Raw genomic sequence first — 24,794 nt, 5'->3', positions numbered from 1 at the left:
CTATGTTATAAAAACCCCTCCGGGGGATGCACACGTTGAAGTGGACTTGTCCACTTTGTTCACAAGAATCCTAACAGATTCACAAACATTAAGGAAAAGGAGCTGAGAAAATGTCTGACAACATTCTGGAAATGAACCATATCACGAAAGAGTTCTCGGGTGTAAAAGCGCTGGATGATGTAAATCTAAAAGTAAAGCGCGGCGAGATTCACGCACTCTGCGGTGAAAATGGTGCAGGAAAATCAACTCTGATGAATGTATTGTCCGGTATCTATCCTTTCGGTACGTATTCCGGCGATATCGTTTACAACGGCGAAATCGTGAAGAATCACAGTATTAAGGACAGTGAAAAGAAGGGCATCGTTATTATTCATCAGGAACTCGCACTTAGCCCATATCTGTCAATAGCAGAGAACGTATTTATGGGTAACGAACAGACAACTATGAGGGGTGTCATCGACTGGACCCAGACACATAACAGAGCACAGGAAATGCTGGAAAAGGTCGGTCTTGACAATGAAAACCTAGATGCACCGATTAACTCTCTCGGTGTAGGAAAGCAGCAGTTGATTGAAATAGCAAAAGCTCTGGCAAAAAAAGTAGACCTCTTGATTCTTGACGAGCCTACCGCCGCCCTGAATGACGAAGAAAGTGCACAGCTTTTGGAAATCATGCTGAAGCTTAAAGAACAAGGCATCACATGTATTATCATTTCACATAAATTGAACGAAATCAGTTATGTTGCTGATTCTATTACTGTAATCCGTGACGGTAAGACGATCGAGACACTGGAAAAAGGAAAAGACGATTTCTCAGAAGACAGAATCATCAAAGGCATGGTTGGACGTGAGCTGACCAATCGTTACCCTGAAAGAACAGACTGCCCAATCGGCGACGTGGTTATGGAAGTTAAGGATTGGAACGTGTACCATCCGGAAGATGCAAACCGCCAGATGCTGAAAAATATCAACATCAAAGTCCGCGCCGGAGAAGTAGTCGGCCTTGCAGGACTTATGGGAGCCGGAAGAACCGAGCTTGCGATGAGCCTTTTTGGACGTGAATACGGACAGAAAATTACCGGTGAGATTTATATGCATGGCAAACCGGTGAAGATTAAAAGTGTAAAAGATGCGATTAAGAACAAAATCGCATATACATCCGAAGACAGAAAGACCTATGGTCTTATATTGATTAACGATATTAAATGGAATATGACACTGGCCGCCCTGCGTGATTTCTTCTCCAAAAACGGAGTTGCGAACACCAATGAAGAAGTCTTGGCGGCTGAAAAATATAAGAAACTGATTAATGTAAAAGCAAACTCTATTAACCAGACTGTTGGCTCATTATCAGGTGGTAACCAGCAAAAGGTTGTGTTGGCAAAATGGATGATGACAGAACCGGATGTATTGATTTTGGACGAACCTACCCGTGGTATCGACGTAGGAGCCAAATACGAAATTTACTGTGCGATCAACGATCTGGCTAAGGCAGGAAAAGCGGTTATCGTTATCTCCTCCGAAATGCCGGAAATCATCGGTACTTGCGACAGGACATATGTCCTCAACGAAGGCCAGATTGCAGGGGAATTATCAAAAGAAGAGTTATCACAGGAAAAGATTATGAAGTGCATTATGCAGCATAATAGTAAGAAAGGAGCATAACAATGGAAAAGAAAAAAACAGTAAATCTTAGTATGAAGCAGTACGGCATGGTATTTGCTCTCATTGCAATTTTTATTATCTTTTACTTTATGACGGGAGGAAACAATGCGACTCCTATGAACATGAACAACCTGATCATGCAGAACAGCTACGTTGTCATCCTTGCGACCGGTATGCTTCTCTGCGTACTGACAGGTAATATCGACCTTGGTGTTGGTTCTTATGTAGCTCTTTGCGGAGCAATCGCAGCAAAACTTGTAGTAGAGCAGAAATGGGCAATCCCGTTGGCATTTTTAGTTGCACTTCTTGTAGGTGTTGCATTTGGTGTATTTAACGGTATCTTTATCGCTTATCTGAACATTCCGCCATTCGTTGTAACATTGGCAGGAATGCTCATGGGACGTGGTCTTACATATACCTTGCTTGCATCCAAGACAGTAGGCCCGCTTCCGGATAACTATGTACGGTTCGGCGCAGGTTTCTTCCTGACGAAGAAAGTACCGTTCGGTGATGGGCATATTGATATCGTATGTATTATCGTAGCAATTATCGCTACATTGCTTATCATCTTCTCTGAATTTAAAAATATTAAGACAAAACAAAAATATGGATTTGCTATCGTAAAACCTTGGCAGACAATTGTAAAATTAGTAGTAATTCTTGGTATTGTATGGTTCTTCTTCTACAAACTGGCAAGATACAACGGTATCCCGATTGTATTGATTATCATGGGTGTAATTGTAGGTATTTACCATTTCATAACAAGCAAGACAGTAGCAGGACGCCAGATTTACGCTTTGGGTGGAAACGCTAAGGCAGCCAGACTTTCCGGTATCGATACAAAGAAGGTATTCTTCTGGGTATATACGAACATGGGATTCTTGGCAGCTATCGCAGGTATCGTGTTATCTGCACGTAATGCATCCGCTACACCAAAAGCCGGTGACGGTTTCGAGCTTGATGCTATCGGTTCTTGCTACATCGGTGGCGCGGCAGCAGCCGGTGGTGTCGGAACAGTAATCGGTGCCGTAGTCGGTGCGTTCGTTATGGGTATCCTGAACAACGGTATGTTCCTCGTTGGTCTTTCTACAGACCTTCAGAAGGTTGTTAAGGGCCTTGTACTTCTTGGAGCCGTTACATTCGACGTGCTTTCTAACAAGAAGAAAAACTAATTGAAAGTGGATATCGGGCGAAGCCAGTGCTTCGCCCTGATATATGGAGGATATCCATGGAAGAGCAAAAAGCAAAATATGAAGAAATAGCAGATTGGATAAAAGAAAGAGTAGAAGACGGGGAGTTGAAGCCCGGATACAGAATTGATTCAGAACATCAGCTGTGTGCTTTGTTCAAAGTGAGCAGACAGACGGTCCGCCACGCCATTTCCGTGCTGGAAAATGATGGGATTGTGGAAAGACGGCGGGGAAGCGGGACTTATATTAAAGAGACAATCAATGTAGGGGAAAAAGAAGTAAAAACAATGCGGGTCGCGGTAATCACGACCTATGTACAAGAATATATTTTTTCGGCCATGCTTCAGGAAGTGGAGCATACATTATCGGTGGCCGGATATGAGATGCAGATAGCACTTACGAATAATACAATTGAAAAAGAACGACTGGTTTTGAAAAATATTTTGGAGAAAAATATGGTGGACGGCATTATTGCGGAGACTACAAAAAGTGCCCTCCCCAATCCAAATTTGGATATATATAGAAAGATTATGAAACGTGGCATCCCGGTACTTTTTGTCAACAGCTTCTACAAGGAATTGGATGCGCCCCATGTAAGTATGAACGATAAGCTGGCCGGCAAGATGGTCACTGAACATCTGCTCAAATGCGGGCATCGGAAGATAGCGGCTATATTCAAAGCAGACGACGGGCAGGGACACGAGCGTTATAAAGGGTATATGGAAGCCTTGATGGAGGCGGATATAGAGTTGAAAAGTAAGCATATCGTATGGATAGATACGGACACCATCCGAAACATGAGAGAGGATGGGGGATGGATACTCCGGAGGATTATGGGATGTACGGCCTGTGTCTGCTACAATGACGAGGTCGCGAATCATCTGGTAGCCCTCTGCATGGAGCAGGGAATGCGGATTCCGGAGGAATTGTCGGTAATGGGAATCGATGATTCCAATCTGGCTACATTTTGTGAGGTGCCGCTCACATCTGCAAGGAATCCCATCAGGGATGTGGCGAAAGTCGCGGCTCTCGAGATGCTGGAGATGATGAAGGGAATGCCGGTTCCGAAAGCGGCAGAGCTGGATCCGGAAATCGTGAACCGTAGTTCGGTTCGGATTATTAACAGTATATAAAGACGCAGGTCTTTAAATAAAAGAAAGGAAAGGTGTAGGGAATATGAGTGATGCAAAGAATGCCATTTTGAATGGAAAGACTGCGCTGGGGATTGAGTTCGGCTCCACCCGTATTAAGGCAGTATTGGTAGGAGAAGATAATGCACCGATTGCTTCCGGGAGTCATGACTGGGAGAACAGATATGTGGATGGGATATGGACCTATACGCTGGAGGATATCTGGACAGGGCTTCAGGACTGTTACAAAAATCTGGCCGATGATGTGAAGGCACAGTATGGTGTTGTCCTTGAGACGGTGGGCGCGATCGGATTCAGTGCGATGATGCACGGATATATGGCTTTTGATAAAGAAGGAGAACTTCTGGTACCCTTCCGTACTTGGAGAAATACAATTACCGGGCAGGCTTCTGAGGAGCTGACAAAGGTATTTAACTATAATATACCGCAGAGATGGAGCATTGCCCATCTGTATCAGGCAATTTTGAACGGGGAAGAGCATGTGAAGGATATTTCCTTCCAGACCACCCTTGCAGGTTACATCCACTGGATGATGACAGGGGAAAAGGTTCTCGGTGTGGGAGAAGCTTCCGGTATGTTCCCTATTGATATACATACGAAGAAATTCAATACAGATATGGTAAGCAAATTTAACGAATTGGTAGCGCCGAAGGGATATCCTTGGAAATTAGAGGATATTTTCCCACAGGTACTGTCAGCCGGAGAGAACGCCGGAATTCTGACAGAGGCGGGGGCAAAACTTCTTGACCCGACAGGAAACTTGAAGGCCGGAATCCCGGTATGTCCGCCGGAAGGTGACGCGGGAACGGGAATGGCTGCGACGAACAGCGTAAAAGTCCGTACGGGTAATGTTTCAGCAGGCACAAGTGTATTTGCCATGGTCGTGCTGGAAAAAGAATTATCCAAGGTTTATCCGGAATTGGATCTTGTCACTACACCGGACGGAAGCCTCGTTGCCATGGTGCACTGCAATAACTGTACCTCTGACTTAAATGCTTGGGTAGGATTGTTCAAGGAATTTGCAGAGAGCTTCGGCATGGACGTGGATATGAACAAGCTGTTCGGAACACTTTACAATAAGGCGCTGGAAGGCGATAAAGACTGCGGAGGACTGCTGGCTTACAATTATTTCTCCGGAGAGCATATTACCGGATTCGAAGAAGGACGCCCGCTGTTCGTACGTACACCGGAGAGCAAGTTTAACCTTGCCAACTTTATGAGGACACATCTGTACACATCGCTGGGAGCATTGAAGACAGGTATGGATATTCTGTTGAAGCAGGAGCATGTGCAGATTGATGAAATGCTGGGACACGGCGGACTGTTCAAGACTAAAGGCGTTGGCCAGAGCATTCTGGCGGCAGCTATCGATACCCCGGTATCCGTAATGGAGACCGCAGGAGAAGGCGGCGCGTGGGGAATCGCCCTGCTGGCATCTTATATGGTGAATAAAGCAGGGGGCGAAGAGCTTGCTGCGTACCTCGCTGAAAAAGTTTTCGGCGGAAACGCGGGCAGCAAGATGGAGCCGGATGCAAAGGATGTGGAAGGCTTTGAGACATTTATCAAACGCTATACCGAGGGCCTTGCAATTGAGCGGGCTGCGGTAGAAGCTTTGAAATAAACTGTAACTATCAATCAGACAAGATAAGGAGGCAGGAGAAAATTGTTAGAACAGCTGAAACAAGAAGTTTACGAAGCAAATATGCTGTTGCCGAAGCACGGACTCGTGACATTTACATGGGGTAATGTGAGTGGCATCGACCGTGAAAGCGGACTGTTCGTCATCAAGCCAAGCGGAGTCGATTATGACAAGCTGACGGCAGAGGACATGGTCGTTATGGACCTTGACGGCAACAGGGTAGAAGGAAAATATAATCCGTCTTCCGATACGGAAACACATCTGGAGCTCTATAAGGCGTTCCCGGAGATGGGCGGAATCGTGCACACACACTCACCGTGGGCTACAAGCTGGGCACAGGCGGGAAGAGGAATCCCGTGCTACGGCACGACCCATGCAGACTATATGTACGGGGAAATTCCATGCGTCCGCAACCTGACAAAAGAAGAAATCGACGAGGCGTATGAGAAAAATACAGGACTTCTCATCGTAGAACACTTTAAAGATACAGAATACATGGCAATGCCGGCCGTACTGTGCAAGAACCACGGGCCATTTACATGGGGAAAAGACGCACACGAAGCAGTACACAACGCAGTAGTCCTCGAAGAAGTAGCCAAAATGGCCGCGCGCTGCGAGATGATTAACCCAGATGTAAAACCCGCGCCGCAAGAACTCCAAGACAAACACTACTACCGCAAACACGGCAAAGACGCTTATTACGGACAAGGCTAAAGCACTTGGCGAATCCGAGCCGAAGGCGAAGGATGAGGTTAGTGCGCAGCCTGTTCACAGTGGAGATATTTATAATATTATTATTGATGAAAAAGGAGAGTAAGAATTATGATAGCATGCAAAGAATATAAGTTTTGGTTTTGTACAGGTTCTCAGGACTTGTACGGAGATGAGTGTCTCGCAAATGTCGCAGAGCATTCTCATAAAATCGTAGATGCGTTGAACGCATCCGGTGTACTTCCTTATGAAGTAATTTGGAAACCAACTTTAATTACGAATGAATTAATCAGAAAGACTTTTAATGAGGCGAACATGGATGAAAACTGTGCAGGTGTCATCACATGGATGCATACATTTTCACCGGCAAAATCTTGGATTTTAGGACTTCAGGAATTCAGAAAACCGTTGCTTCATCTGCATACGCAGTTCAACGAAGAGATTCCGTATGACACTATCGACATGGATTTCATGAACGAGAATCAGGCCGCGCATGGCGACAGAGAGTATGGACATATTTTCAGCCGTCTCGGAATGGAGCGCAAGGTTGTCATGGGACACTGGGCAGACAAGAATGTTCAGGAGAGAATCGCTTCTTGGATGCGTACCGCTATCGGTGTGATCGAGAGCAGTCATGTACGTGTTATGCGTATCGCTGATAACATGAGAAACGTAGCCGTTACAGAGGGTGATAAAGTAGAAGCTCAGATTAAGTTTGGCTGGGAAATCGACGCTTATCCGGTGAATGAAATCGCAGAGGCTGTTGCCGGAGTTCCTCAGGGAGATATCGATACATTAGTAGAAGAGTATTATGATAAATACGAAATCCTTCTGGAGGGAAGAGATGAAGCTGAGTTCCGCAAACATGTGGCAGTTCAGGCGGGAATCGAAATTGGATTTGAGAGATTTTTGGAAGAAAAGAACTATCAGGCAATCGTAACGCACTTTGGCGATTTGGGTTCCTTGCAGCAGCTTCCGGGTCTTGCTATACAGAGATTGATGGAAAAAGGCTATGGATTCGGCGGTGAAGGTGACTGGAAGACAGCAGCCATGGTTCGCATTATGAAGATTATGACTCAGGGCATGAAGGACGCAAAGGGTACTTCTTTCATGGAAGACTACACCTACAATCTGGTGCCGGGTAAAGAAGGAATCCTTCAGGCTCACATGCTGGAAGTATGCCCGACTATCGCAGACGGCCCGATTAGCATCAAGTGCCAGCCACTTTCCATGGGTGACAGAGAGGATCCGACACGTCTTGTATTTACCTCAAAGACAGGCCCGGCTATTGCTACATCACTGATTGACTTGGGAGATAGATTCCGTCTCATCATCAACGATGTAAACTGCAAGAAGACAGAGAAACCAATGCCGAAGCTTCCGGTAGCAACCGCATTCTGGACACCGGAGCCGAATCTTCAGACAGGCGCTGAAGCATGGATTTTAGCAGGCGGAGCACATCACACTGCATTCTCCTACGACTTGACAGCAGAGCAGATGGGCGACTGGGCAGCAGCTATGGGAATTGAAGCTGTTTACATTGACAAAGACACGACCATCAGAAACTTCAAGAACGAATTATTGTGGAACTCTGTAGCATATAAAAAATAGAAGCAGCAGAAAAACAGAATAGATGTCAGACAATCAAAGGGGACAGGTCCCAACGCATCGGGACCTGTCCCCTTTGACATATAAAAATCTCCTTATATACTTGACATATATTGGTTACCTATATATAATGTAAGTAAGATATATAGGTAACCAATATAAAAAGTTTAAGGAGGGATTGGTCATGAAGAAAGAGATATCATTCAGGGTAAAAGATATTTGGGCACTGGTGGCTGTTAGTGCATTTTCGCTGCTTCTTGTGGTGATTCCTAAACCGTGGGAAATGCCAAGATGGGAGCAACCTCTAATCACAATCTGGTATTTGGCTTTTTTGTACCCTATTATTTTTGGTTTTTGGGAGAGTCTGGACGGGGATTTGCTGATAGAAGGCCGCACACAGAAAATGGGCGTAGTCAACAGTTTTGTGGTGTTAGCGATATTGATAGCGATTGTTTCAAGAGGAATTTTAAGCTGGCTGTGTACAGATTTGATTGCATGTGCGATTTTATTTGCAGCCCGAGAATATGGAAGATATATGCACCGCAGGCTGGAGAAAAAGTATATTGGAAAAGAGGGCGTTTTGCTGGGAGATTTGCCCAATATGGCGAAAGCTCAGATAGGGGATAAAGAAATAAAGGTCTGCTCTAAGGAGCATATTACAAAAGGAACACATGTTATGATTAACGAGTTGAAGGGCACGTATAAGTACGTAGTTAGAAAGTAGAGGTGAAAAAATGGCAACGGACGCAAGCTTGTTTTCTGGCAGCATGACTATGCTGGTTCTCAAGTTACTGGAAGAAAAGGATATGTATGGATATGAGATGATTGATACTTTATGCAGGAAATCCAACAATGTATTTGAGATGAAGGCGGGTACACTATATCCCTTGCTTCATACACTTGTGAAACAGAAATGTCTGGAATCCTATGAGAAGGAAGTCAACGGGAAGACCAGAAAATATTACCGCCTGACTGCCGTGGGAAAAAAGCTTCTGGAAACGAAGCAGAAAGTATGGCGTGAGTATTCCGAAGCGGTGGTGGATATTATCGGGGGTGCGCCGAATGAAGCCTGATGATTTTCTAAAAAAGGCGACCAAACCTATTTATAATGGGCAGGTGCGCAGCGAAGTGAAAGAAGAGCTGAGAGATTGTATAGAGGATCTGACCGAGGAATTCCTGAGCAGAGGGTTGACACCGGAAGAAGCCGAGGAACGGGCGGTGAGGCAGATGGGAGACGCAGGGGAAATCGGGTTACAGTTTCACAATGTGTACCGCCCGAAAATCGAATGGCTAGAAGTTATCTGGATATTGGGCTGGGCTGCCTTAATTGGCGGACTAAAGCTAAGCGGAATTTTGATAAGCCCCCCGATTTCAGAAAGCGATACAGGTTTACGGTTCGTGGGAATCTTATTTCTTATAGTGGCATTTTGTGACTCGGCCGTGGAGAAATATATGGATCTCCCCTTCCTCTACGCGTGGGCAGAAAACTGGGGAGGCGCAGGTCTAGGCGGACTTGCAAATGCCAGCCTGTTTGCGGCTATCGGCATCGGGCTGTGGGTTCGTACCTTCCAGCAGCTGGTCAGCCTGATTGTGATTGTCAATATAGTCTTGCAGTTCCAGCGGCTAAGCATATCCCGCCTGCGGGAGAGAAAAGAACAGAAATACCTATGGGAAATTGGGGTAGCAGAAGGAGATTTCGATTACCAAGGCAAGATAAAAATAGACGGTGACATCAAGAAAGTCAGGATGAAACGAGGACAGACCGCAAAAAAAGGAGAACCACTTATCATCACAGGAATTGATGGCTTCGTGCTATTGTCAGAAAATTTGTAGAATTGTAGAAGGGGACAGGTCCCAACGCGTTGGGACCTGTCCCCATTGTCTTAAAAGAATACATTGCCGCCGACTATGATTCCGGGACGGCCTGTCCAAGAAGCATTGAAGGAGTAGCATCCGCTTACGGATGAAAGGCGTGCGCCGTTCAAGGCGTCTTGTGCGACTTGATAGCAGAGAGAAGCGGGGCCGTTAGCGAGCACCCGATTTAAGCTTCCGTTCCAAGTCGGCGAAAACTGTCCGCTTTGATAGATAACTCCCCGGATAGTGTTAGGATAGCGCCCGCTGCTTACACGATTCATAATGACGGTTGCCACCGCTAAAAGTCCATCGTAATCGGAAGTACCTGCCTCACACTGTAAAATGGCTGCCAGTAATACTAAGTCATTGGTCTCGGCTTCTGTTGGTGGAACAGTCACGGTTCCACTGCCGCCACCGGGAGTAGTGCTTCCGCCTGAACTGCCGGAGCCCTGTGAGTCCTGTGGGGGCTGTTCTGCCTGTTCTTGCTTCAATGCCATAGCAGCAGCTGCCTGCGCTTCTTTCGCTTTGGCGAGGGCATCGGAGGAGGCGGCAAGCTCTCCGGAGGTTGAGGCAATGGTAGTGTTGAGTGATGTTTGTCTAGAATCAAGCTGCACTTTCATCTCTTCCAGAGAAGCCTGTTCAGCTTTTAGAGCAGCTTCCTTTTCGGCAACATCTTTATGTATCTGATTTAGTTCTTCAAGCATGTTACGGTCGTATTCCATGACATTGGAAACGAATTCCGTATTATTTAAAAAATCGCCCATACTTTCCGAGGAAAAAATTATTTCTAGGAGAGACGTGTTGCCGGCCTCATACATATATTTAATTCGTTTTTTCATCGCATCATACTGCATCTCTTCATTTACCTTGGCTGCGGCAAGATCAAGTTCCGCTTTCTGAACAGATGCGTCTGTTTCCTCAATTTTTGATGCCAAATCTGTAATCTCCGAACTTATTGCATTGAGCTCATTGTTCAGGGTGTCCAATTGATTTTGAAGAGTGGAGGTCTGCTGTTCGAGATTATCAACCGCATCATCGGCATACACCAAAGTGCTGACAGAACAGACAGAAACAGCACAAGCAATGGCAGTACATGTCCTCGCTAATGCTTTTAACTTCTTATTCATCATCATATTTCCTTTCGTCAAAAATGAGTTTCCCTAACAGTATACTACAAATTGCTTTATTTAGCAAATTTTGATATAATGAGCGCATAGCGACGAACGCGAATAAAGAAAAAGGGCCGTTGTCTGCTAGCAGACAAAAGGAACTTATTCTTTATTCATGTGAGTGCAACGTACACCGAGCAAGCTTGTCTTGCGAGGTGGAGTTCGTCGCGGACGATATGAACGACATGAACGCAGATTAGAAAAAGAGGCCGTTGTCTGCCAGCAGACAAAAGGACGCCTTGCGAGGTGGCGTTCGTCGCGGATGGAAGGAACGTGCATGAAGAAAATAAAGATAATAGGACTTGATTTAGACGGTACATTGCTGAATGACAAAAAAGAAATCACATCCCGCACGAAGGATGTGCTGACCAAAGCGATGGCGGCTGGGGTTATCGTATTGCCGGCGACAGGGCGTCCTTTGTCTGGTGTACCTGAGGAATTGTTGGAATTACCGGGGATTCGTTATGCCCTGACGGCTAACGGCGCCAGAATTGTGGATACAAAGGAGAACAAAATCCTATGGGAGAAATTGGTTCCGGCCGATATCAGCAGGCGTATTTTAAAAATAATGGAGGACTACGACACACTGCGTGAAATCTGTTATGAAGGGAAAAGCTTTGCGGAGGCCGACAATCTTCGGAATATCGGCAAATATATCACCGATAAACCTATGGCAGAATATGTACTGAGAACAAGGACGGCTGTCCCTGATTTATGGGATAAGGTAGAGAAAATGCAGGACCGGGGAATGGACAAGGTTCAGGGTGTGTTCGCTGTACATGAGGAGAAACAGGAGGCGCATGCCCGCATAATGGAGCTGGGAGAACTTTCTGTGAGCGGAGCAATGGGAAATAATCTGGAGGTCAACGCTCCCGGCATCAATAAAGGGGCAGGCCTTTTGAAATTGGGAGAGCTTCTTGGCATAGAGAAAGAGGAAATTGCCGCTTTCGGTGACGGTAATAATGACCTGCAGATGATTGAGATGGCCGGATTTGGTGTGGCCATGGACAATGGACTGCCGGAAGTGAAAAAAATTGCGGACTATATTACCGATACAAATAATGAGGATGGCGTGGCAAAAGCTATCGAAAGATTTGTACTCTAAGGTTATATATTTCAATACTTACAATAAAATAAATTAAAGTACAAAATGACCCTGAGGGGGAGGAAAGAGGAAAAAGATGTTAGATATTCTGAAGTCGATAATTCTTGGAATTGTGGAAGGAATCACAGAATGGCTGCCCATAAGTAGCACCGGGCACATGATTCTGGTGGATGAGTTCCTGCATCTAGGAACGAGTGAAGCCTTTAAAAGTATGTTCATGGTAGTTATCCAGCTGGGCGCGATTATGGCAGTTGTGGTATTGTATTTCCATAAGCTGAATCCATTCTCGCCGAGGAAGACGGCCAAGCAAAGGCGCAACACATGGAATTTGTGGACAAAAATCATAGTATCCTGCCTGCCGGCAGCGGTGATAGGCCTTCTATTCGACGATTTTTTAGATAAATATCTTTATAACTATATTGTCGTGGCATTAATGCTCATTATATATGGTATTCTCTTTATCTATATAGAAAACCGGAATGCCCATGTAAGGCCACAGATTACCAAATTGACGGAGATGCCCTATTCCACAGCCTTCTTTATCGGGCTATTTCAAGTTCTGGCGCTGATTCCCGGGACTTCCCGCTCTGGGGCCACGATTATAGGCGGCCTGCTCTTAGGTGCGTCACGCTATGTGGCGGCTGAATTTACATTCTATCTTGCCATTCCGGTTATGTTCGGAGCCAGCGCGCTGAAAATCTTTAAGTTCGGCTTCCACTATACTGCACTGGAAGTGGGGATTCTTCTTGTAGGATGTATTGTGGCATTTTTCGTGTCCGTATTCGCGATCAAGTTCTTGATGGCATACATAAAGAAACATGATTTCAAGGCATTTGGTTATTATCGTATTGTATTAGGCGTTATGGTCCTTTTGTATTTTATTGTATGGGGATAGAGCTTAAAATTAGGTGATAGTGGCATATTGTTAAAAAAATGTGGTTTTTTATGCAAAAAAATGTATAAAAAACCACTTGTTTTTTGTTGGGAACATGGTAGAATTAAAAACAGTACTATAAAGAATGAGTATATTTGATGGAGGAAAATATTATGAAGATGAAAAAGTTAATTAGTGTAGGACTGGTTCTTGCATGTGCCGTGACTTTGGCTGCATGTGGCTCTAAAAAAGAAGGAGCAGATGACAAGGGAGAAGATAAGAAAACATTAGTTATGGCAACCAATGCAGAATTCCCACCGTATGAGTTTTATGAAGGTGATGAAATCGTGGGAATCGACGCAGAATTCGCGGCAGCTATCGCTGAGAAGCTGGGCATGGAGCTGAAGATTGAAGATATGGCTTTTGATTCCATTATCTCTGCTGTTCAGGGTGGAAAAGCAGATATTGGGGTAGCAGGTTTGACAGTGGACGAAAAAAGAAAGAAAAGTGTTGATTTCACAGATACATATTATACAGGACGTCAGGTCATCATCGTGACAGAGGACAGCACCATTGCAGGGCCAGACGATCTTGAAGGTAAAAAGATTGGCGTACAGCAGGGGACAACAGGCGACCAGTACACAACAGACGACTATGGCGATGAGAACATCGAGCGTTTCAACAAGGGTATGGAAGCCGTTATGTCACTGACACAGGGAAAAGTTGACGCGGTAGTTATCGATGACCAGCCGGCGAAAACATTTGTCTCTCAGAATGAAGGCCTTAAGATTCTTGAGACAGAATATATAGAAGAAGACTATGCTATGGCTGTGAAAAAAGGAAATGAAGAACTTGTTAAAAAAGTGAATGACGCAATCAAGGCGTTGAAGGATGACGGTACATTTGATAAAATCGTAGCAAAATATATCAAATAATTTTGCGGACAGGCGGTATTTATGAGTTTTAAAGAACGGTTTATTTTTAATTTTATAGAAGATAAACAATGGCATTATATTACGGACGGATTAAAGGTTACATTACTTGTAACCTTTTGTGCCGTTATAATTGGTGTTGTTTTGGGATTTCTGCTTGCAGTAGTGCGCGCGACTTATGATAAAACAAAACGGATGAAAATATTAAATTTCATTTGCCAAGTTTACATAACAATTATTCGGGGAACCCCGGTAGTGGTTCAGCTATTAATCATTTTTTATGTTATCTTTTCCAGCGTTAACATTGACAAGACAATCGTTGCCATACTTGCCTTTGGAATGAATTCGAGCGCTTATGTGGCGGAGATATTCCGTTCGGGAATCATGTCTATCGACAACGGCCAGTTCGAGGCGGGCAGAAGTCTTGGCTTCAATTACCGGCAGACAATGCTCTACATAATCATGCCTCAGGCATTCAAGAATGTCCTCCCGGCGTTGGGAAATGAGTTTATCGTGCTGCTGAAAGAGACGTCGGTCGCCGGATACATTGCGCTGCAGGATTTGACGAAAGGCGGCGATATTATAAGAAGCCGGACTTTTGATGCGTTTATGCCGTTGATGGCGGTGGCGCTCATCTATCTGGTTATGGTTATGATATTCACCAAGCTGGTGAGCATGCTGGAGAGGAGGCTGAGGAATAGTGACCACTAATGGAGAAGTATTGATTAAAGTGGAGAACCTTCACAAAGCCTTTGGAGGCTTTCATGCGCTGAACGGAATTTCTGAGGAAATCCGCAAAGGAGAGGTAGTGGTGATCGTAGGGCCGTCGGGCTCGGGAAAATCTACATTTTTAAGGTCACTGAATCTTCTGGAACCTCCCACACAGGGAAAAATTTATTTTGAAGGTACCGATATCACAGACAAGAAAGTTGATATTGATAAGCACAGACAAAAAATGGGAATGGTATTTCAGCATTTTAATCTCTTTCCTCATAAGACTATTTTGGAAAATATCACGCTGGCGCCGATGAAGCTTCTGAATAAAACTAAGGAGGAAGCCGAGTCTCAGGCCATGGAGTTGTTAAAGCTGGTGGGCTTGGAGGAGAAGGCATCGGCATACCCGGCGCAGCTCTCAGGAGGGCAGAAGCAGAGGATTGCAATCATTCGTTCCCTTGCCATGGATCCGGATGTGATGCTGTTCGACGAACCTACATCCGCGCTGGATCCGGAGATGGTAGGAGAGGTGCTGGAGCTTATGAAGAAGCTGGCCCGTGACGGCATGACTATGGTCGTTGTTACCCATGAGATGGGATTTGCCAAAGAAGTTGGCAGCAGGGTGCTTTTTATCGACGAGGGACTGGTAAAAGAACAGGCGTCGCCCAGCGAATTTTTCAGTAATCCCAAAGATGCCAGATTAAAAGAATTTTTATCCAAGGTGCTTTAAAACTAAAGAAAATCTAAAGAAAAAGGCTCAATTCCCAAAAGAATTGGGCTTTATTTATTAAGATTGAAGGCCTCTCCTTGCTTTTTCGGGCATATCATGTAAAATGAATAAGAGTGATGCAAGCAAATATATTGATAAGGAAGACGAAAGATGGATAAACTGAAAATGAAATGGAAAGAATTCATATTTCCGGTTCACTGGCTGTTACCAGTGATATTTACATTTGTGTTCAATAATTCAATATATTTCGGAGTACGTCTTTTTACAGAGGGCAGACATCATTTTGACCTCACTTCATCGATAGACAATCTGGTACCCTTTATGCCACAGTTTATTATAATCTATTTTAGCTGTTACATTTTATGGGTCGTGAATTATTGCATGATTGCCAAGCAAGATAAAGAGCAGCGCTACCGATTTTTTACCGCCGATTTTTATGCACGGATTGTGTGCCTGCTGTTTTTCCTGTTCCTTCCCACGACTAATATCCGGCCGGTTTTATCTGGCGGCGATATTTGGACAGAGGCAGTCCGCTTTTTATATAGTATAGATCCGGCCAGCAATCTGCTTCCTTCCATACACTGCATGGCCAGCTGGTTCTGCTATGTGGGGATTCGTGGAAATAAAAAAATACCGTTGTGGTACCGGAGATTTACATGTATTGCGGCGTTTGTTGTATTCTATTCTACTTTGGCGCTTAGGCAGCACGTACTGATTGATGTGTTTGCGGGAGTCGCGCTGGCGGAGATTACATACTTTATCAGCTGCCATACGAACGGGTATCGTATTTATATGAAAATTTTTGAGCGAGCGGGAGACCGGCTCATGGAATTAATAAGAGGAAAAGAGCATGGGAAACAAGAAGAAAATGTTGTTTAATGTAACCTTTCTCGTCCTTGTATTCGGACTCACCATGTATGGTGTTTTCCATGGAGAAGATTTAGGACAGATACTTAATATCATTAAGACGGTGAATCCGGCGTTCCTTATACCGGGAGTGCTGTGCGTGGTTATATTTATATGGGGAGAATCCATCATTATCTATTACATGATGCGGTCTCTGGGAATTATGCTGAAAAAATGGACCTGTTTTCTATTTTCATCTGTCGGTTTCTTTTTCAGCTGTATCACACCATCGGCATCGGGTGGACAGCCGGCGCAAATCTACTATATGAAAAAGGAAAAAATACCGATTCCTGTGTCCACGCTCGTGCTGATGATAGTGACAATCACTTACAAACTGGTGCTGGTAGTAATTGGACTTGGACTTGTGATTTTCGGGCAGGGCTTTATCCACAAATATTTATCCGGTATGCTGTTCGTATTTTATCTGGGCATCGCTTTGAACGTATTCTGTGTTGCAGCTATGCTGATTCTTGTATTCCATCCCAGATTAGCCAGAAACATCATGGTAAAAGGGCTCTGGCTGCTTGAAAGAATGCATCTGGTCCGGCATAAACAGTCAAGAATTGATAAGCTAGAGGAATCTATGGTACAATACAGTCAGACGGCCGTTTACTTGAAGTCGCATACGATGGTCATCATCAATGTTTTTTTAATTACCGTATTCCAGAGGCTGTCTCTGTTTTTGGCAACTTACTTTGTATACCGTTCCTTCGGACTGAAAGGAAAAAGCATTGTGGTGATAGTGCTCCTTCAGGCAGTGATATCAGTTGCGGTAGATATGCTCCCGCTTCCGGGAGGCATGGGAATCAGTGAAAAGTTGTTTTTGATAATCTTTGTGCCTATATTTGGAGTAAAACTTTTGCTTCCGGGAATGATACTGAGCCGTGGCTTAGGCTATTATACAGAGCTTATCATAAGCGCCCTGTTAACTGTGACTGCTAACTTTACGATAGGAAAAAAGCGTTTGAATGAGGAAAAGGGGATTCAAAATGTTAGGATTTTATGATTATACTGTAGTGCTTACCTATATCAGCCTGTTCATCTCTGTGGGTGGCATGATGTTTACCATGAACGGACACTTTAAACTGGCGGTGACCTGTCTGGCGTTATCCGGACTCTGCGATATGTTTGACGGGAAAATTGCCAGAACAAAAAAGAACCGCACTGAGGATGAAAAACGGTTCGGCATACAGATTGACTCGTTGTGCGATATCGTCTGTTTCGGCGTGGCCCCGGCACTTTTATGCTACAGATTAGGGATGAGAAGCCTTATCGGAATATTTATCCTGATGATATATGTTCTGGCAGGCTTGATTCGGTTGGCGTTCTTTAATGTGATGGAGGAAAGACGGCAGGATGAAACAGATGAGAACCGGAAGTATTATCAGGGGCTTCCTATCACGTCAGCGGCCATAGCCCTTCCTATTGTATTTATGTTAAGTCCGATTCTGCGCAGGGATTTCCTCGTAACACTGCATGCCGTGGTACTGACGATCGGAATTCTCTTTATCACTAATTTCAAGTTGAAAAAGCCGAAAAATGCTACACTGGCTGTTTTGGTTACGATTGTAGCCATCGCTGTGCTGAAGCTGTTTCATGTAGGGTAGGTGTGGAGCTGATGAAATACATAGATAGAACAGGTGAAAGGCGCGAGGAAGCAACCGGTCAGGATAAGCTTCTGGCATGGGTATACGGTCATGCTTTAACAAGGATGCTGATCAGGCCTTTTGTTTCTCCGGCTGTGTCTAAGCTCGGAGGTAAGGTTTTGGATAGCAGGCTGTCGGCTCTTGCGGTGCCTCGGTTCGTGCGCAAAAATCATATAGAGCTGCAGGAATACGAGGAGCAGAAGTTCCGTTCCTATAATGCGTTTTTTACACGGCGCATAAGGGAAGAGATGCGCCCGATAGAGAGGGATGAGAGTGTATTCATAAGTCCGTGTGATGGAAAAGCAAGCGTCTATCCCATAGACAGCGAATGCCGTTTCGTAATCAAGCATACTCCATATACGGTAGGACAGCTGGTGAGGAGCAAGAGGCTGGCCGCATATTATGAGGGCGGTTATGCCATAGTGCTTAGGCTTACGGTGGATGACTATCATAGATATTGTTATATAGACAATGGGGAAAAATCAGGGCAGATTCATATCCCCGGAGTACTGCACACTGTGAATCCTGCGGCCAATGATGTGCTGCCCATATATAAGATGAATACGAGAGAGTACTGCCTTCTGCGGACGGAACATTTTGGAACCGTATTGATGATGGAGGTAGGAGCGCTGATGGTGGGGAGAATCAACAATTACCACCAGAGGTGCGAAGTGAAAAAAGGACAGGAAAAGGGACGTTTTGAGTTCGGCGGCTCTACGATTGTTGTGCTGACTCAGAAGGGAAAAGTAAAGATAGATGAAGATATCCTTCGCAATACCGAGGAGGGATATGAGACCATTGTGAAGATGGGAGAGAGAATCGGAGTCAAATAATGCATTAGAATAGAGAAGCAACTTCGGTAATATGCTGAGTATTACCGGAGTGCTTCTTTTTTTTATAAATTTGGTAAAACTGCTGAATTGATAAAAAAGTGACAATTGTAATAGTTAACAGAAAATTTGGGTTTGCTTTGTGAATAACGCACAAAAATGGTGGTGAGTATAAAAAAATACTATTTATTATTGACATATAAAAATGAGAGTGCTATATTGATTACAACAAGATTGTATCCAATATCCGATATCCAAAAAATGGAAACGGAAAATCAAAGGAGGAAGAAAATGAGAAAGAAAACGTTAGTATCTATTTTATTGACGGCAGCAATGGCATGTTCACTTCTGGCCGGATGTAGCTCTCCGACAAAAGAAACATCAGATTCCGGAACTAAAAATGAAAAAAGTTCCGATGACTCTGCAACAACTGCAGGAACGAGAGAAGCGGCTACGATTGTGGGCGCGGACAAGCTTCCGGTAACCGGAATCGGTGCTCAGATTGCATCAGACGTAAAGGCAAAAAAAGATTATAAGATTGGTTATATTGCGAAAAATACAACCAACCCATACATGGTAGCTCAAGCTGAAGGGGTGAAAAAGGCTGGAGAAGATATGGGATTCAACGCAGTAACACAGGCACCGTCCACTGCAGACAGCGTTGAAGAACAGGTTAAGATAATGGAGGATATGATTCAGCAGGAAATGGATGTTATCATCGTACATTGTGCGGACTCCAATGGTATCATGCCGGGTGTCAGAAAAGCACAGGAGGCAGGCATTATTGTTCTTACAATCGGCACACCAGCTTCAGAGGATACATTCTTAAGAACAGGTGTTGATTATAAAGAAACAGGTACAACTATCGCTACTGAGATGGCAGAGGCACTTAACGGCAAGGGGAATATCATCATTCTTGAGGGTCCTCCGGGAGCAGCAAACGCAATTGAAAGACTGGAAGGAATCAATGAAGCTTTTGAAAAATACCCAGATATTAAAGTGGTAGCTTCACAGACAGCAAACTTCAAGAGAACAGAAGGTATGTCCGTAACAGAGAATCTTCTCCAGAAATATACAGATGTACAGGGAATCATTGGAATGAACGATGAGAGTGCACTGGGAGCAATTCAGGCATTAAAAGCAGCAGGTATGACAGATGTTCTTGTAGCAGGATTTGACGGAAGTACAGACGCAACAAGTGCGGTAGAGACCGGAGATATGTTTGCTACATACAACACAGACCCGTACGGTTCAGGATATATTGCATGTGCGTACGCAGTGAATTATTTGAATGACGGCACCGAGCCGGAAGGTAAGTTTATTCCGTTCCCAACGGCAGCCAACGATCCATTGATCACAGCTGGAACCGTTCAAGATTATAAAGACAATATTGCTTGGTGGAAAGTAATCCAATAGAGGCAATCGTTGTTCTTGACATTTCACCTGAGGGTGTTCTGCAAAGCAGGGCACCCTCTATGTTAAAAGAGTATCCGGTTGGAAGAATGGATGAGGTGGAAAGATGGGTAAAACAATTTTAACAGCACGCCATATAACGAAACTGTTTCCCGGAATGAAGGCACTGGACAATGTGGATTTTGATTTACGGGAGGGCGAGGTACATATTCTGGTCGGAGAGAACGGCGCGGGAAAAAGTACGCTGGCGAAAGTAATCTTGGGGGCCTATAAGGCGGAAGAAGGAGAGGTTACTTTTGATAATCAAATCGTAAAATTTAACGGAACTAAAGAAGCACTGGCAAAAGGAATCGTGGCGGTATATCAGGAATTTACACTTGTTCCTCACATTAGTGTGGCACAGAATATATTTTTAAACCGGGAATACCGGACGAAGCTTGGATTAATTGATCATAAACGCATGGAGAAGGAAGCAAGGGAGCTGATGAAGTCGCTCAATTGTGAGTATATTGATGTAAAAAGCCATGTGAAGAATTTGAGTGTTGCGGAGCAGCAGATGGTAGAGATTGCGAAAGCGCTCTCATTCAAACCAAGAATTATGGTATTTGATGAGCCAACGGCTACTTTATCAGAGAGAGAAGTAGATTCTCTTTTTGCACAGATACACAGATTAAAAAAAGAAGGAATTGGTATTATTTATGTATCCCACAGGATGCAGGAGTTTCCGCTAATTGGCGACCGTATCACTATTCTAAGGGATGGTGTAAAAATTAATACGGTGGGAATCGACGAGTGTACGAATGAAGAGTTGGTCAATATGATGGTTGGCCGTGATGTCTCACAAGTCTATGTAAGGACAGAGAATAAGCACAGTGACATTGCGCTTAGGACAGAAAATCTGTGTGACCACAGAGGTAAAGTGAGAAATGTAAACTTGGAAGTAAGAAGGGGAGAGATTGTGGGAATTGCTGGACTTGTCGGTGCGGGACGCACGGAGACGGCAGAACTTCTTTATGGTATACAGCCTATAAAATCAGGCGAGGTCTATGTCAACGAGAAAAAAGTTTCGCCTAAATCTCCGAAACATGCGACAGAGCTTGGTATTGGTCTAGTAAGTGAGGACCGTAAGAGACAGGGACTAGCGTTAGATGAGTCTGTGGCACTCAACACGGTAGCTGTAAGCTTAAAACAAATATTTCCTAAGTTTTTTATATCTAATAAAAAAATTACAGAGATAGCTCTTGATTATAAAAAACAGCTTAGAATTGCAACAACGAGTGTCAATAAGGCGTGTAAATATTTATCCGGCGGTAATCAGCAGAAGGTTGTTCTAGCCAAATGGCTGAGCTTTAATCCGGACATTTTAATTTTCGATGAACCGACAAGGGGAATTGATGTTGCAGCAAAGATGGAAATCTATGGGCTTATGGATAAGCTTGCATCGGAGGGGAAGGCGATTATTATGATTTCTTCAGAACTTCCGGAGGTTATCGGAATGAGCGATAGAATTTATATCATGCATGAAGGGACTATTGTAGATGAAGTGACGCGCGGCTCAGAAGAGTTTAATTCTGAAAGCATCGGCGCGCGGATGATGCTGGGGTCAGGAGGTGCTGAGAATGCAGAAAGTTAATGCAGTTCAGAATAATACGGGGCAGAGCGCCAGCGTACTGCAGAGAATTAAAAGGGTACCTCCGGTGGCGTACATGCTTATTGTCATCATCGCGGCGTTTAGCTTTATGGATCCGCATTATTTGTCTTTTTCAAATTTTCGAAATGTTCTGATTCAGGCGACACCTTTGATGATCGTAGCGTTTGGACAGACTTGCATTGTACTGACACAGGGAACTGATTTGTCATTGGGTGCACAGGTAAGCTTTGTAACAGTATTTACTGTATTTCTTGCACAGCGGGGAATCATTCTGGAAGTAGCCATGTTGATTTCTATTGTCTGTACGATGCTCATAGGAGCTTTGAACGGACTTATCGTGGCCAAAGGAAATATCCCTCCTTTTATTGCCACATATGGTATGCAGAATATTGTGAACAGTATTTCACTGCTTTTGACTGCCGGCTCCTCTATCTTTTACTCTAGCTTTACATACAGGGTAGTGACAGAGACGACGATTTTGTTTATACCCCTTATGGTGTGGGTGGCAGCAGCCGTGTTTATCGTAGTCTGGATTGTACTTAGAAAAACAAAGTTTGGTACCAATATATATGGACTTGGAGGTAACAGAGAGGCACTGGTACTTGCAGGAATCAGCCCGGTAAAATGTCTGATTAAAACGTATGCGTTTGCGGGGATGATTGCTGGTATCGCGGGTGTCATCACGCTCTGCCGAGTAGAGTCAGGGCAGCCGATCGTAGCCACAGGGTGGGAGTTTCAGGCGGTAGCCGCGACACTTTTGGGAGGAACTTCCCTGAGAGAAGGCAAGGGCGGCGTGACCGGTACGATATTTGGAGTACTGCTGATACGGATTATTAAGAACGGCCTGAATGTTATCGGTGTCCAGTCTATTTTCCAGAATGCCATTATTGGTTCTATCGTACTAGCAGCTATCATTATCGATGCGGTTGTCCGTATTCGTTCAAAGGAATAGGAGGACATGGACATGAATGCAAAGAAAATGTTTGATGAAATAAAAAGTTCAAAAGTCTTCTACAGTCTGGTTGGCTTGATTGTGCTGATTGTAATATCGGCTGTTATCGCTCCGAATTTTCGGACTGTGGACAATTTGATTACTATTTTCAGGCAGGCCAGTGTTCTTCTTGTATTGAGCGCAGGGCTTACCGCAGTGCTTCTGACGGGCGGCATGGACTTGTCTGTAGGGGCAACGGCGGGGTTCGTAGGATGTATCTGTGCCCAGATGCTGAAAGCCGGTGTTCCGATTCCGGCGGCATTTGCCATTGGAATTTTAATAGGAATGGCTGTGGGCGTCGTCAATGGACTTCTGGCAGGTATTCTTCCGAGTTTTATAGCTACCTATGGAACAAACTGGGTGCTTGGAGGATTGGCGATTATCGTTATGCAGGGGGCGGTTATCTATGACCTGCCTAAAAATTTCACCAGAATAGGTGTTGGGTATACTGGACCGATTCCCAATCTGATTATCATAGCGGCTATTGTGGTAGTCATTATCTATGTACTGCTCCAGAGGACGACGTACGGAAGACAGGTCTATGCATATGGCTCCAATCCGGTGGCTGCCAGATATTCTGCAGTACCTGTGAAAAAAATCATGATATCAAGTTTCGTGATGTGTAGTATGTGTGCGGGGTTAGCCGGTATGCTAATCACTGCAAGGCTTAATGCGGCAGATGCAGCCATGGGTGATAGCTACGGTCTTCAGACTGTAGCGGCGGTTGTAATAGGAGGAACTTCCATGCTCGGCGGCGAAGGCGGAGTTGTAGGGACTGTTATCGGTTCGTTGATTCTGACGATTATCGTAAACGTTATGAATCTGAAAGGAATCTCTTCCTTTGCACAAGGTATGGTGGTGGGTATCGTAATTATTGCTATGGTTCTGTTTGACACTTATACAAAGAGAAAACAAGAAAGAAGTGCTGCATAGTCATCGAATTAAAATTGGCGACAATTTTAAGATATAACAAAAAACTTTTCTAAAGAAAGCGAGGAAATTAATTATGGCATTAACAATAAGACCACTTAACTCAGGATATATACCGACACGTCCGCTGGAATACTGGTATCATTTTTCCTGTAAAAAATATGTAGAGAAGCGTGGAGTTACCAATGAATCTGACCAGCTTCCGGATTTCACTTTTTTGATTGAAGGCGGAGACAAGCTTGTACTTGTGGATACCGGAATGTCTTGGACAGAACATGCGGATAAATACCATCACGGTCCGTCACTTCAAAGACCGGGAATTGACGATATTGAATCACGTCTGGCTCAAGTAGGATACAAACCTACGGATGTGGATATTGTGCTGTTCACACACCTTCACTGGGATCATGTGTTTTACCTTGAAAAATTTACAAATGCCCGCTTTATCTGCAATGAGACGGAATGGAATTATGCCCATAACCCGATTCCGCTGCATTACAAATCTTACTGCAGGCCGATTATTGCAAAAGATGGGGATGTCACCTGTGGCGACCAGTTTATTGCACCTTATGACCAGCCGGGCGTTCGCGAGCGTTTTGAGACAGTAAAGGGAGAAGTGGAAATTGTGCCGGGAGTCAGCGTTTATGAAGGATTTGGTCATTGCCCGGGGCATATGACAATCGTAGTAGAGACGGAGACAGGGCCGTATTTCTGTGTGGGTGATTCTGTATTTGTTATGGGAAATATTGACGCACCACAAGATATGCAGGATGAGCTTCACTATGATATCTGCCCTCCGGGACGTTTTGTAGATATCGTTGCCGCATGGGAAACAATCCGTGACACCGTTCGCCGCTGCAAAGAGGCTGGAGTAGATCCACACAGCCATCTGTTGCTGTCTCATGATGTAATCCTTTCTGCTGCGGTTGAAAAATATGAATCTGAAAAGGACAATAAAATTCCGGTAATCGGACCAAAGGACAGCGACTTTGTTTTTGAAGAATATAAAGGTGCGATTATCGATAAAGATGCCCGGAAAGCTGCTGATAAAGCGAAAACAAAGTATTTTGCATAAAAGGACGAATT

Annotated in this window: 24 protein-coding genes; 23 read left to right on the top strand and 1 reads right to left on the bottom strand. The window is 44.4% G+C overall.

All coding sequences use genetic code 11. The features are described from left to right. The first annotated feature begins 110 nt into the window (after positions 1-110). From mmsA to BN6465_RS17190, 9 genes are all read left to right on the top strand, one after another. Complete coding sequence (mmsA, locus tag BN6465_RS17230) at positions 111-1,664, top strand: multiple monosaccharide ABC transporter ATP-binding protein (RefSeq protein WP_066737522.1); 1,554 nt, start codon at positions 111-113, stop codon at positions 1,662-1,664. Between the two features lie 2 nt (positions 1,665-1,666). Then, a complete protein-coding gene (mmsB, locus tag BN6465_RS17225) occupies positions 1,667-2,836 on the top strand; it encodes a multiple monosaccharide ABC transporter permease (protein WP_066737520.1) in 1,170 nt (389 codons plus the stop codon). 56 nt (positions 2,837-2,892) lie between these two features. After that, positions 2,893-3,987 carry a GntR family transcriptional regulator gene (locus tag BN6465_RS17220; RefSeq protein ID WP_066737518.1) on the top strand — a complete coding sequence of 365 codons (1,095 nt, stop codon included), beginning with the start codon at positions 2,893-2,895 and terminating at the stop codon, positions 3,985-3,987. A 43-nt stretch (positions 3,988-4,030) separates the two neighbouring features. Then, positions 4,031-5,626: a xylulokinase gene (locus BN6465_RS17215; RefSeq protein ID WP_066737516.1), complete on the top strand. Its 1,596-nt coding sequence runs from the start codon at positions 4,031-4,033 to the stop codon at positions 5,624-5,626. A gap of 42 nt (positions 5,627-5,668) precedes the next feature. Continuing rightward, the gene (locus tag BN6465_RS17210; RefSeq protein ID WP_066737514.1) at positions 5,669-6,358 is read left to right on the top strand and encodes an L-ribulose-5-phosphate 4-epimerase; all 690 of its coding nucleotides are present in this window, start codon (positions 5,669-5,671) and stop codon (positions 6,356-6,358) included. A 108-nt stretch (positions 6,359-6,466) separates the two neighbouring features. Next, a complete protein-coding gene (araA, locus tag BN6465_RS17205) occupies positions 6,467-7,966 on the top strand; it encodes an L-arabinose isomerase (protein ID WP_066737512.1) in 1,500 nt (499 codons plus the stop codon). A gap of 181 nt (positions 7,967-8,147) precedes the next feature. Further along, the gene (locus BN6465_RS17200) at positions 8,148-8,687 is read left to right on the top strand and encodes an NfeD family protein (protein WP_066737510.1); all 540 of its coding nucleotides are present in this window, start codon (positions 8,148-8,150) and stop codon (positions 8,685-8,687) included. 10 nt (positions 8,688-8,697) lie between these two features. Further along, positions 8,698-9,036 (top strand): PadR family transcriptional regulator, encoded by a 339-nt coding sequence (locus BN6465_RS17195; RefSeq protein ID WP_066737508.1) that lies wholly within the window; start codon positions 8,698-8,700, stop codon positions 9,034-9,036. Then, positions 9,026-9,796, top strand: coding sequence for an NfeD family protein (locus BN6465_RS17190; protein ID WP_066737507.1), 771 nt, complete (start codon positions 9,026-9,028; stop codon positions 9,794-9,796). Before BN6465_RS17195 ends, BN6465_RS17190 begins: the two co-directional genes overlap by 11 nt. 50 nt (positions 9,797-9,846) lie before the next feature. Here BN6465_RS17190 and BN6465_RS17185 read toward each other — a convergent pair whose 3' ends face one another. Then, positions 9,847-10,944 carry a cell wall hydrolase gene (locus tag BN6465_RS17185; protein ID WP_066737504.1) on the bottom strand — a complete coding sequence of 366 codons (1,098 nt, stop codon included), beginning with the start codon at positions 10,942-10,944 and terminating at the stop codon, positions 9,847-9,849. Positions 10,945-11,263: 319 nt separating this feature from the next. Between BN6465_RS17185 and BN6465_RS17180 the strand changes: the two genes are divergently transcribed. The 14 genes from BN6465_RS17180 to BN6465_RS17115 all read left to right on the top strand — a co-directional run bounded on the left by BN6465_RS17180 (position 11,264) and on the right by BN6465_RS17115 (position 24,783). Beyond that, positions 11,264-12,091: a Cof-type HAD-IIB family hydrolase gene (locus BN6465_RS17180; protein ID WP_066738758.1), complete on the top strand. Its 828-nt coding sequence runs from the start codon at positions 11,264-11,266 to the stop codon at positions 12,089-12,091. Between the two features lie 76 nt (positions 12,092-12,167). After that, positions 12,168-12,986, top strand: coding sequence for an undecaprenyl-diphosphate phosphatase (locus BN6465_RS17175; protein WP_066737502.1), 819 nt, complete (start codon positions 12,168-12,170; stop codon positions 12,984-12,986). 152 nt (positions 12,987-13,138) lie between these two features. Continuing rightward, a complete protein-coding gene (locus BN6465_RS17170; RefSeq protein WP_066737500.1) occupies positions 13,139-13,900 on the top strand; it encodes a basic amino acid ABC transporter substrate-binding protein in 762 nt (253 codons plus the stop codon). Positions 13,901-13,921: 21 nt separating this feature from the next. After that, positions 13,922-14,608: an amino acid ABC transporter permease gene (locus BN6465_RS17165; protein WP_066737497.1), complete on the top strand. Its 687-nt coding sequence runs from the start codon at positions 13,922-13,924 to the stop codon at positions 14,606-14,608. Continuing rightward, a complete protein-coding gene (locus BN6465_RS17160; RefSeq protein WP_278276536.1) occupies positions 14,598-15,341 on the top strand; it encodes an amino acid ABC transporter ATP-binding protein in 744 nt (247 codons plus the stop codon). The genes BN6465_RS17165 and BN6465_RS17160 overlap by 11 nt, the downstream gene beginning before the upstream one ends. A 150-nt stretch (positions 15,342-15,491) precedes the next feature. Then, on the top strand, positions 15,492-16,220 hold the full coding sequence (locus tag BN6465_RS17155) for a phosphatase PAP2 family protein (protein ID WP_066737493.1): 729 nt from the start codon (positions 15,492-15,494) through the stop codon (positions 16,218-16,220). Beyond that, positions 16,192-17,253 (top strand): lysylphosphatidylglycerol synthase transmembrane domain-containing protein, encoded by a 1,062-nt coding sequence (locus BN6465_RS17150; RefSeq protein ID WP_066737491.1) that lies wholly within the window; start codon positions 16,192-16,194, stop codon positions 17,251-17,253. The genes BN6465_RS17155 and BN6465_RS17150 overlap by 29 nt, the downstream gene beginning before the upstream one ends. Further along, the gene (locus tag BN6465_RS17145) at positions 17,237-17,854 is read left to right on the top strand and encodes a CDP-alcohol phosphatidyltransferase family protein (RefSeq protein WP_066737489.1); all 618 of its coding nucleotides are present in this window, start codon (positions 17,237-17,239) and stop codon (positions 17,852-17,854) included. The genes BN6465_RS17150 and BN6465_RS17145 overlap by 17 nt, the downstream gene beginning before the upstream one ends. Positions 17,855-17,865: 11 nt before the next feature. Further along, positions 17,866-18,726 carry a phosphatidylserine decarboxylase gene (locus tag BN6465_RS17140; RefSeq protein ID WP_066737487.1) on the top strand — a complete coding sequence of 287 codons (861 nt, stop codon included), beginning with the start codon at positions 17,866-17,868 and terminating at the stop codon, positions 18,724-18,726. A gap of 288 nt (positions 18,727-19,014) precedes the next feature. Further along, entirely contained in the window at positions 19,015-20,139 is a 1,125-nt protein-coding gene (locus tag BN6465_RS17135) for a sugar ABC transporter substrate-binding protein (RefSeq protein ID WP_066737485.1), read from the top strand. A gap of 103 nt (positions 20,140-20,242) precedes the next feature. After that, complete coding sequence (locus tag BN6465_RS17130; RefSeq protein ID WP_066737484.1) at positions 20,243-21,769, top strand: sugar ABC transporter ATP-binding protein; 1,527 nt, start codon at positions 20,243-20,245, stop codon at positions 21,767-21,769. Then, positions 21,756-22,739, top strand: a complete 984-nt coding sequence (locus BN6465_RS17125; protein ID WP_066737482.1) for an ABC transporter permease — start codon at positions 21,756-21,758, stop codon at positions 22,737-22,739. The genes BN6465_RS17130 and BN6465_RS17125 overlap by 14 nt, the downstream gene beginning before the upstream one ends. A gap of 12 nt (positions 22,740-22,751) precedes the next feature. Further along, the gene (locus BN6465_RS17120; protein WP_066737481.1) at positions 22,752-23,711 is read left to right on the top strand and encodes an ABC transporter permease; all 960 of its coding nucleotides are present in this window, start codon (positions 22,752-22,754) and stop codon (positions 23,709-23,711) included. A 73-nt stretch (positions 23,712-23,784) separates the two neighbouring features. Then, the gene (locus tag BN6465_RS17115; RefSeq protein WP_066737480.1) at positions 23,785-24,783 is read left to right on the top strand and encodes an N-acyl homoserine lactonase family protein; all 999 of its coding nucleotides are present in this window, start codon (positions 23,785-23,787) and stop codon (positions 24,781-24,783) included. The last annotated feature ends 11 nt before the right edge of the window (positions 24,784-24,794 follow it).

Origin of the sequence: Bariatricus massiliensis (assembly GCF_900086725.1) — a bacterium.
In the GTDB taxonomy this organism is placed as follows: Bacteria; Bacillota; Clostridia; order Lachnospirales; family Lachnospiraceae; genus Allocoprococcus; species Allocoprococcus massiliensis.
Note: the sequence above shows the minus strand (reverse complement) of the source record. Positions and strands in the feature narration are given on the sequence as shown.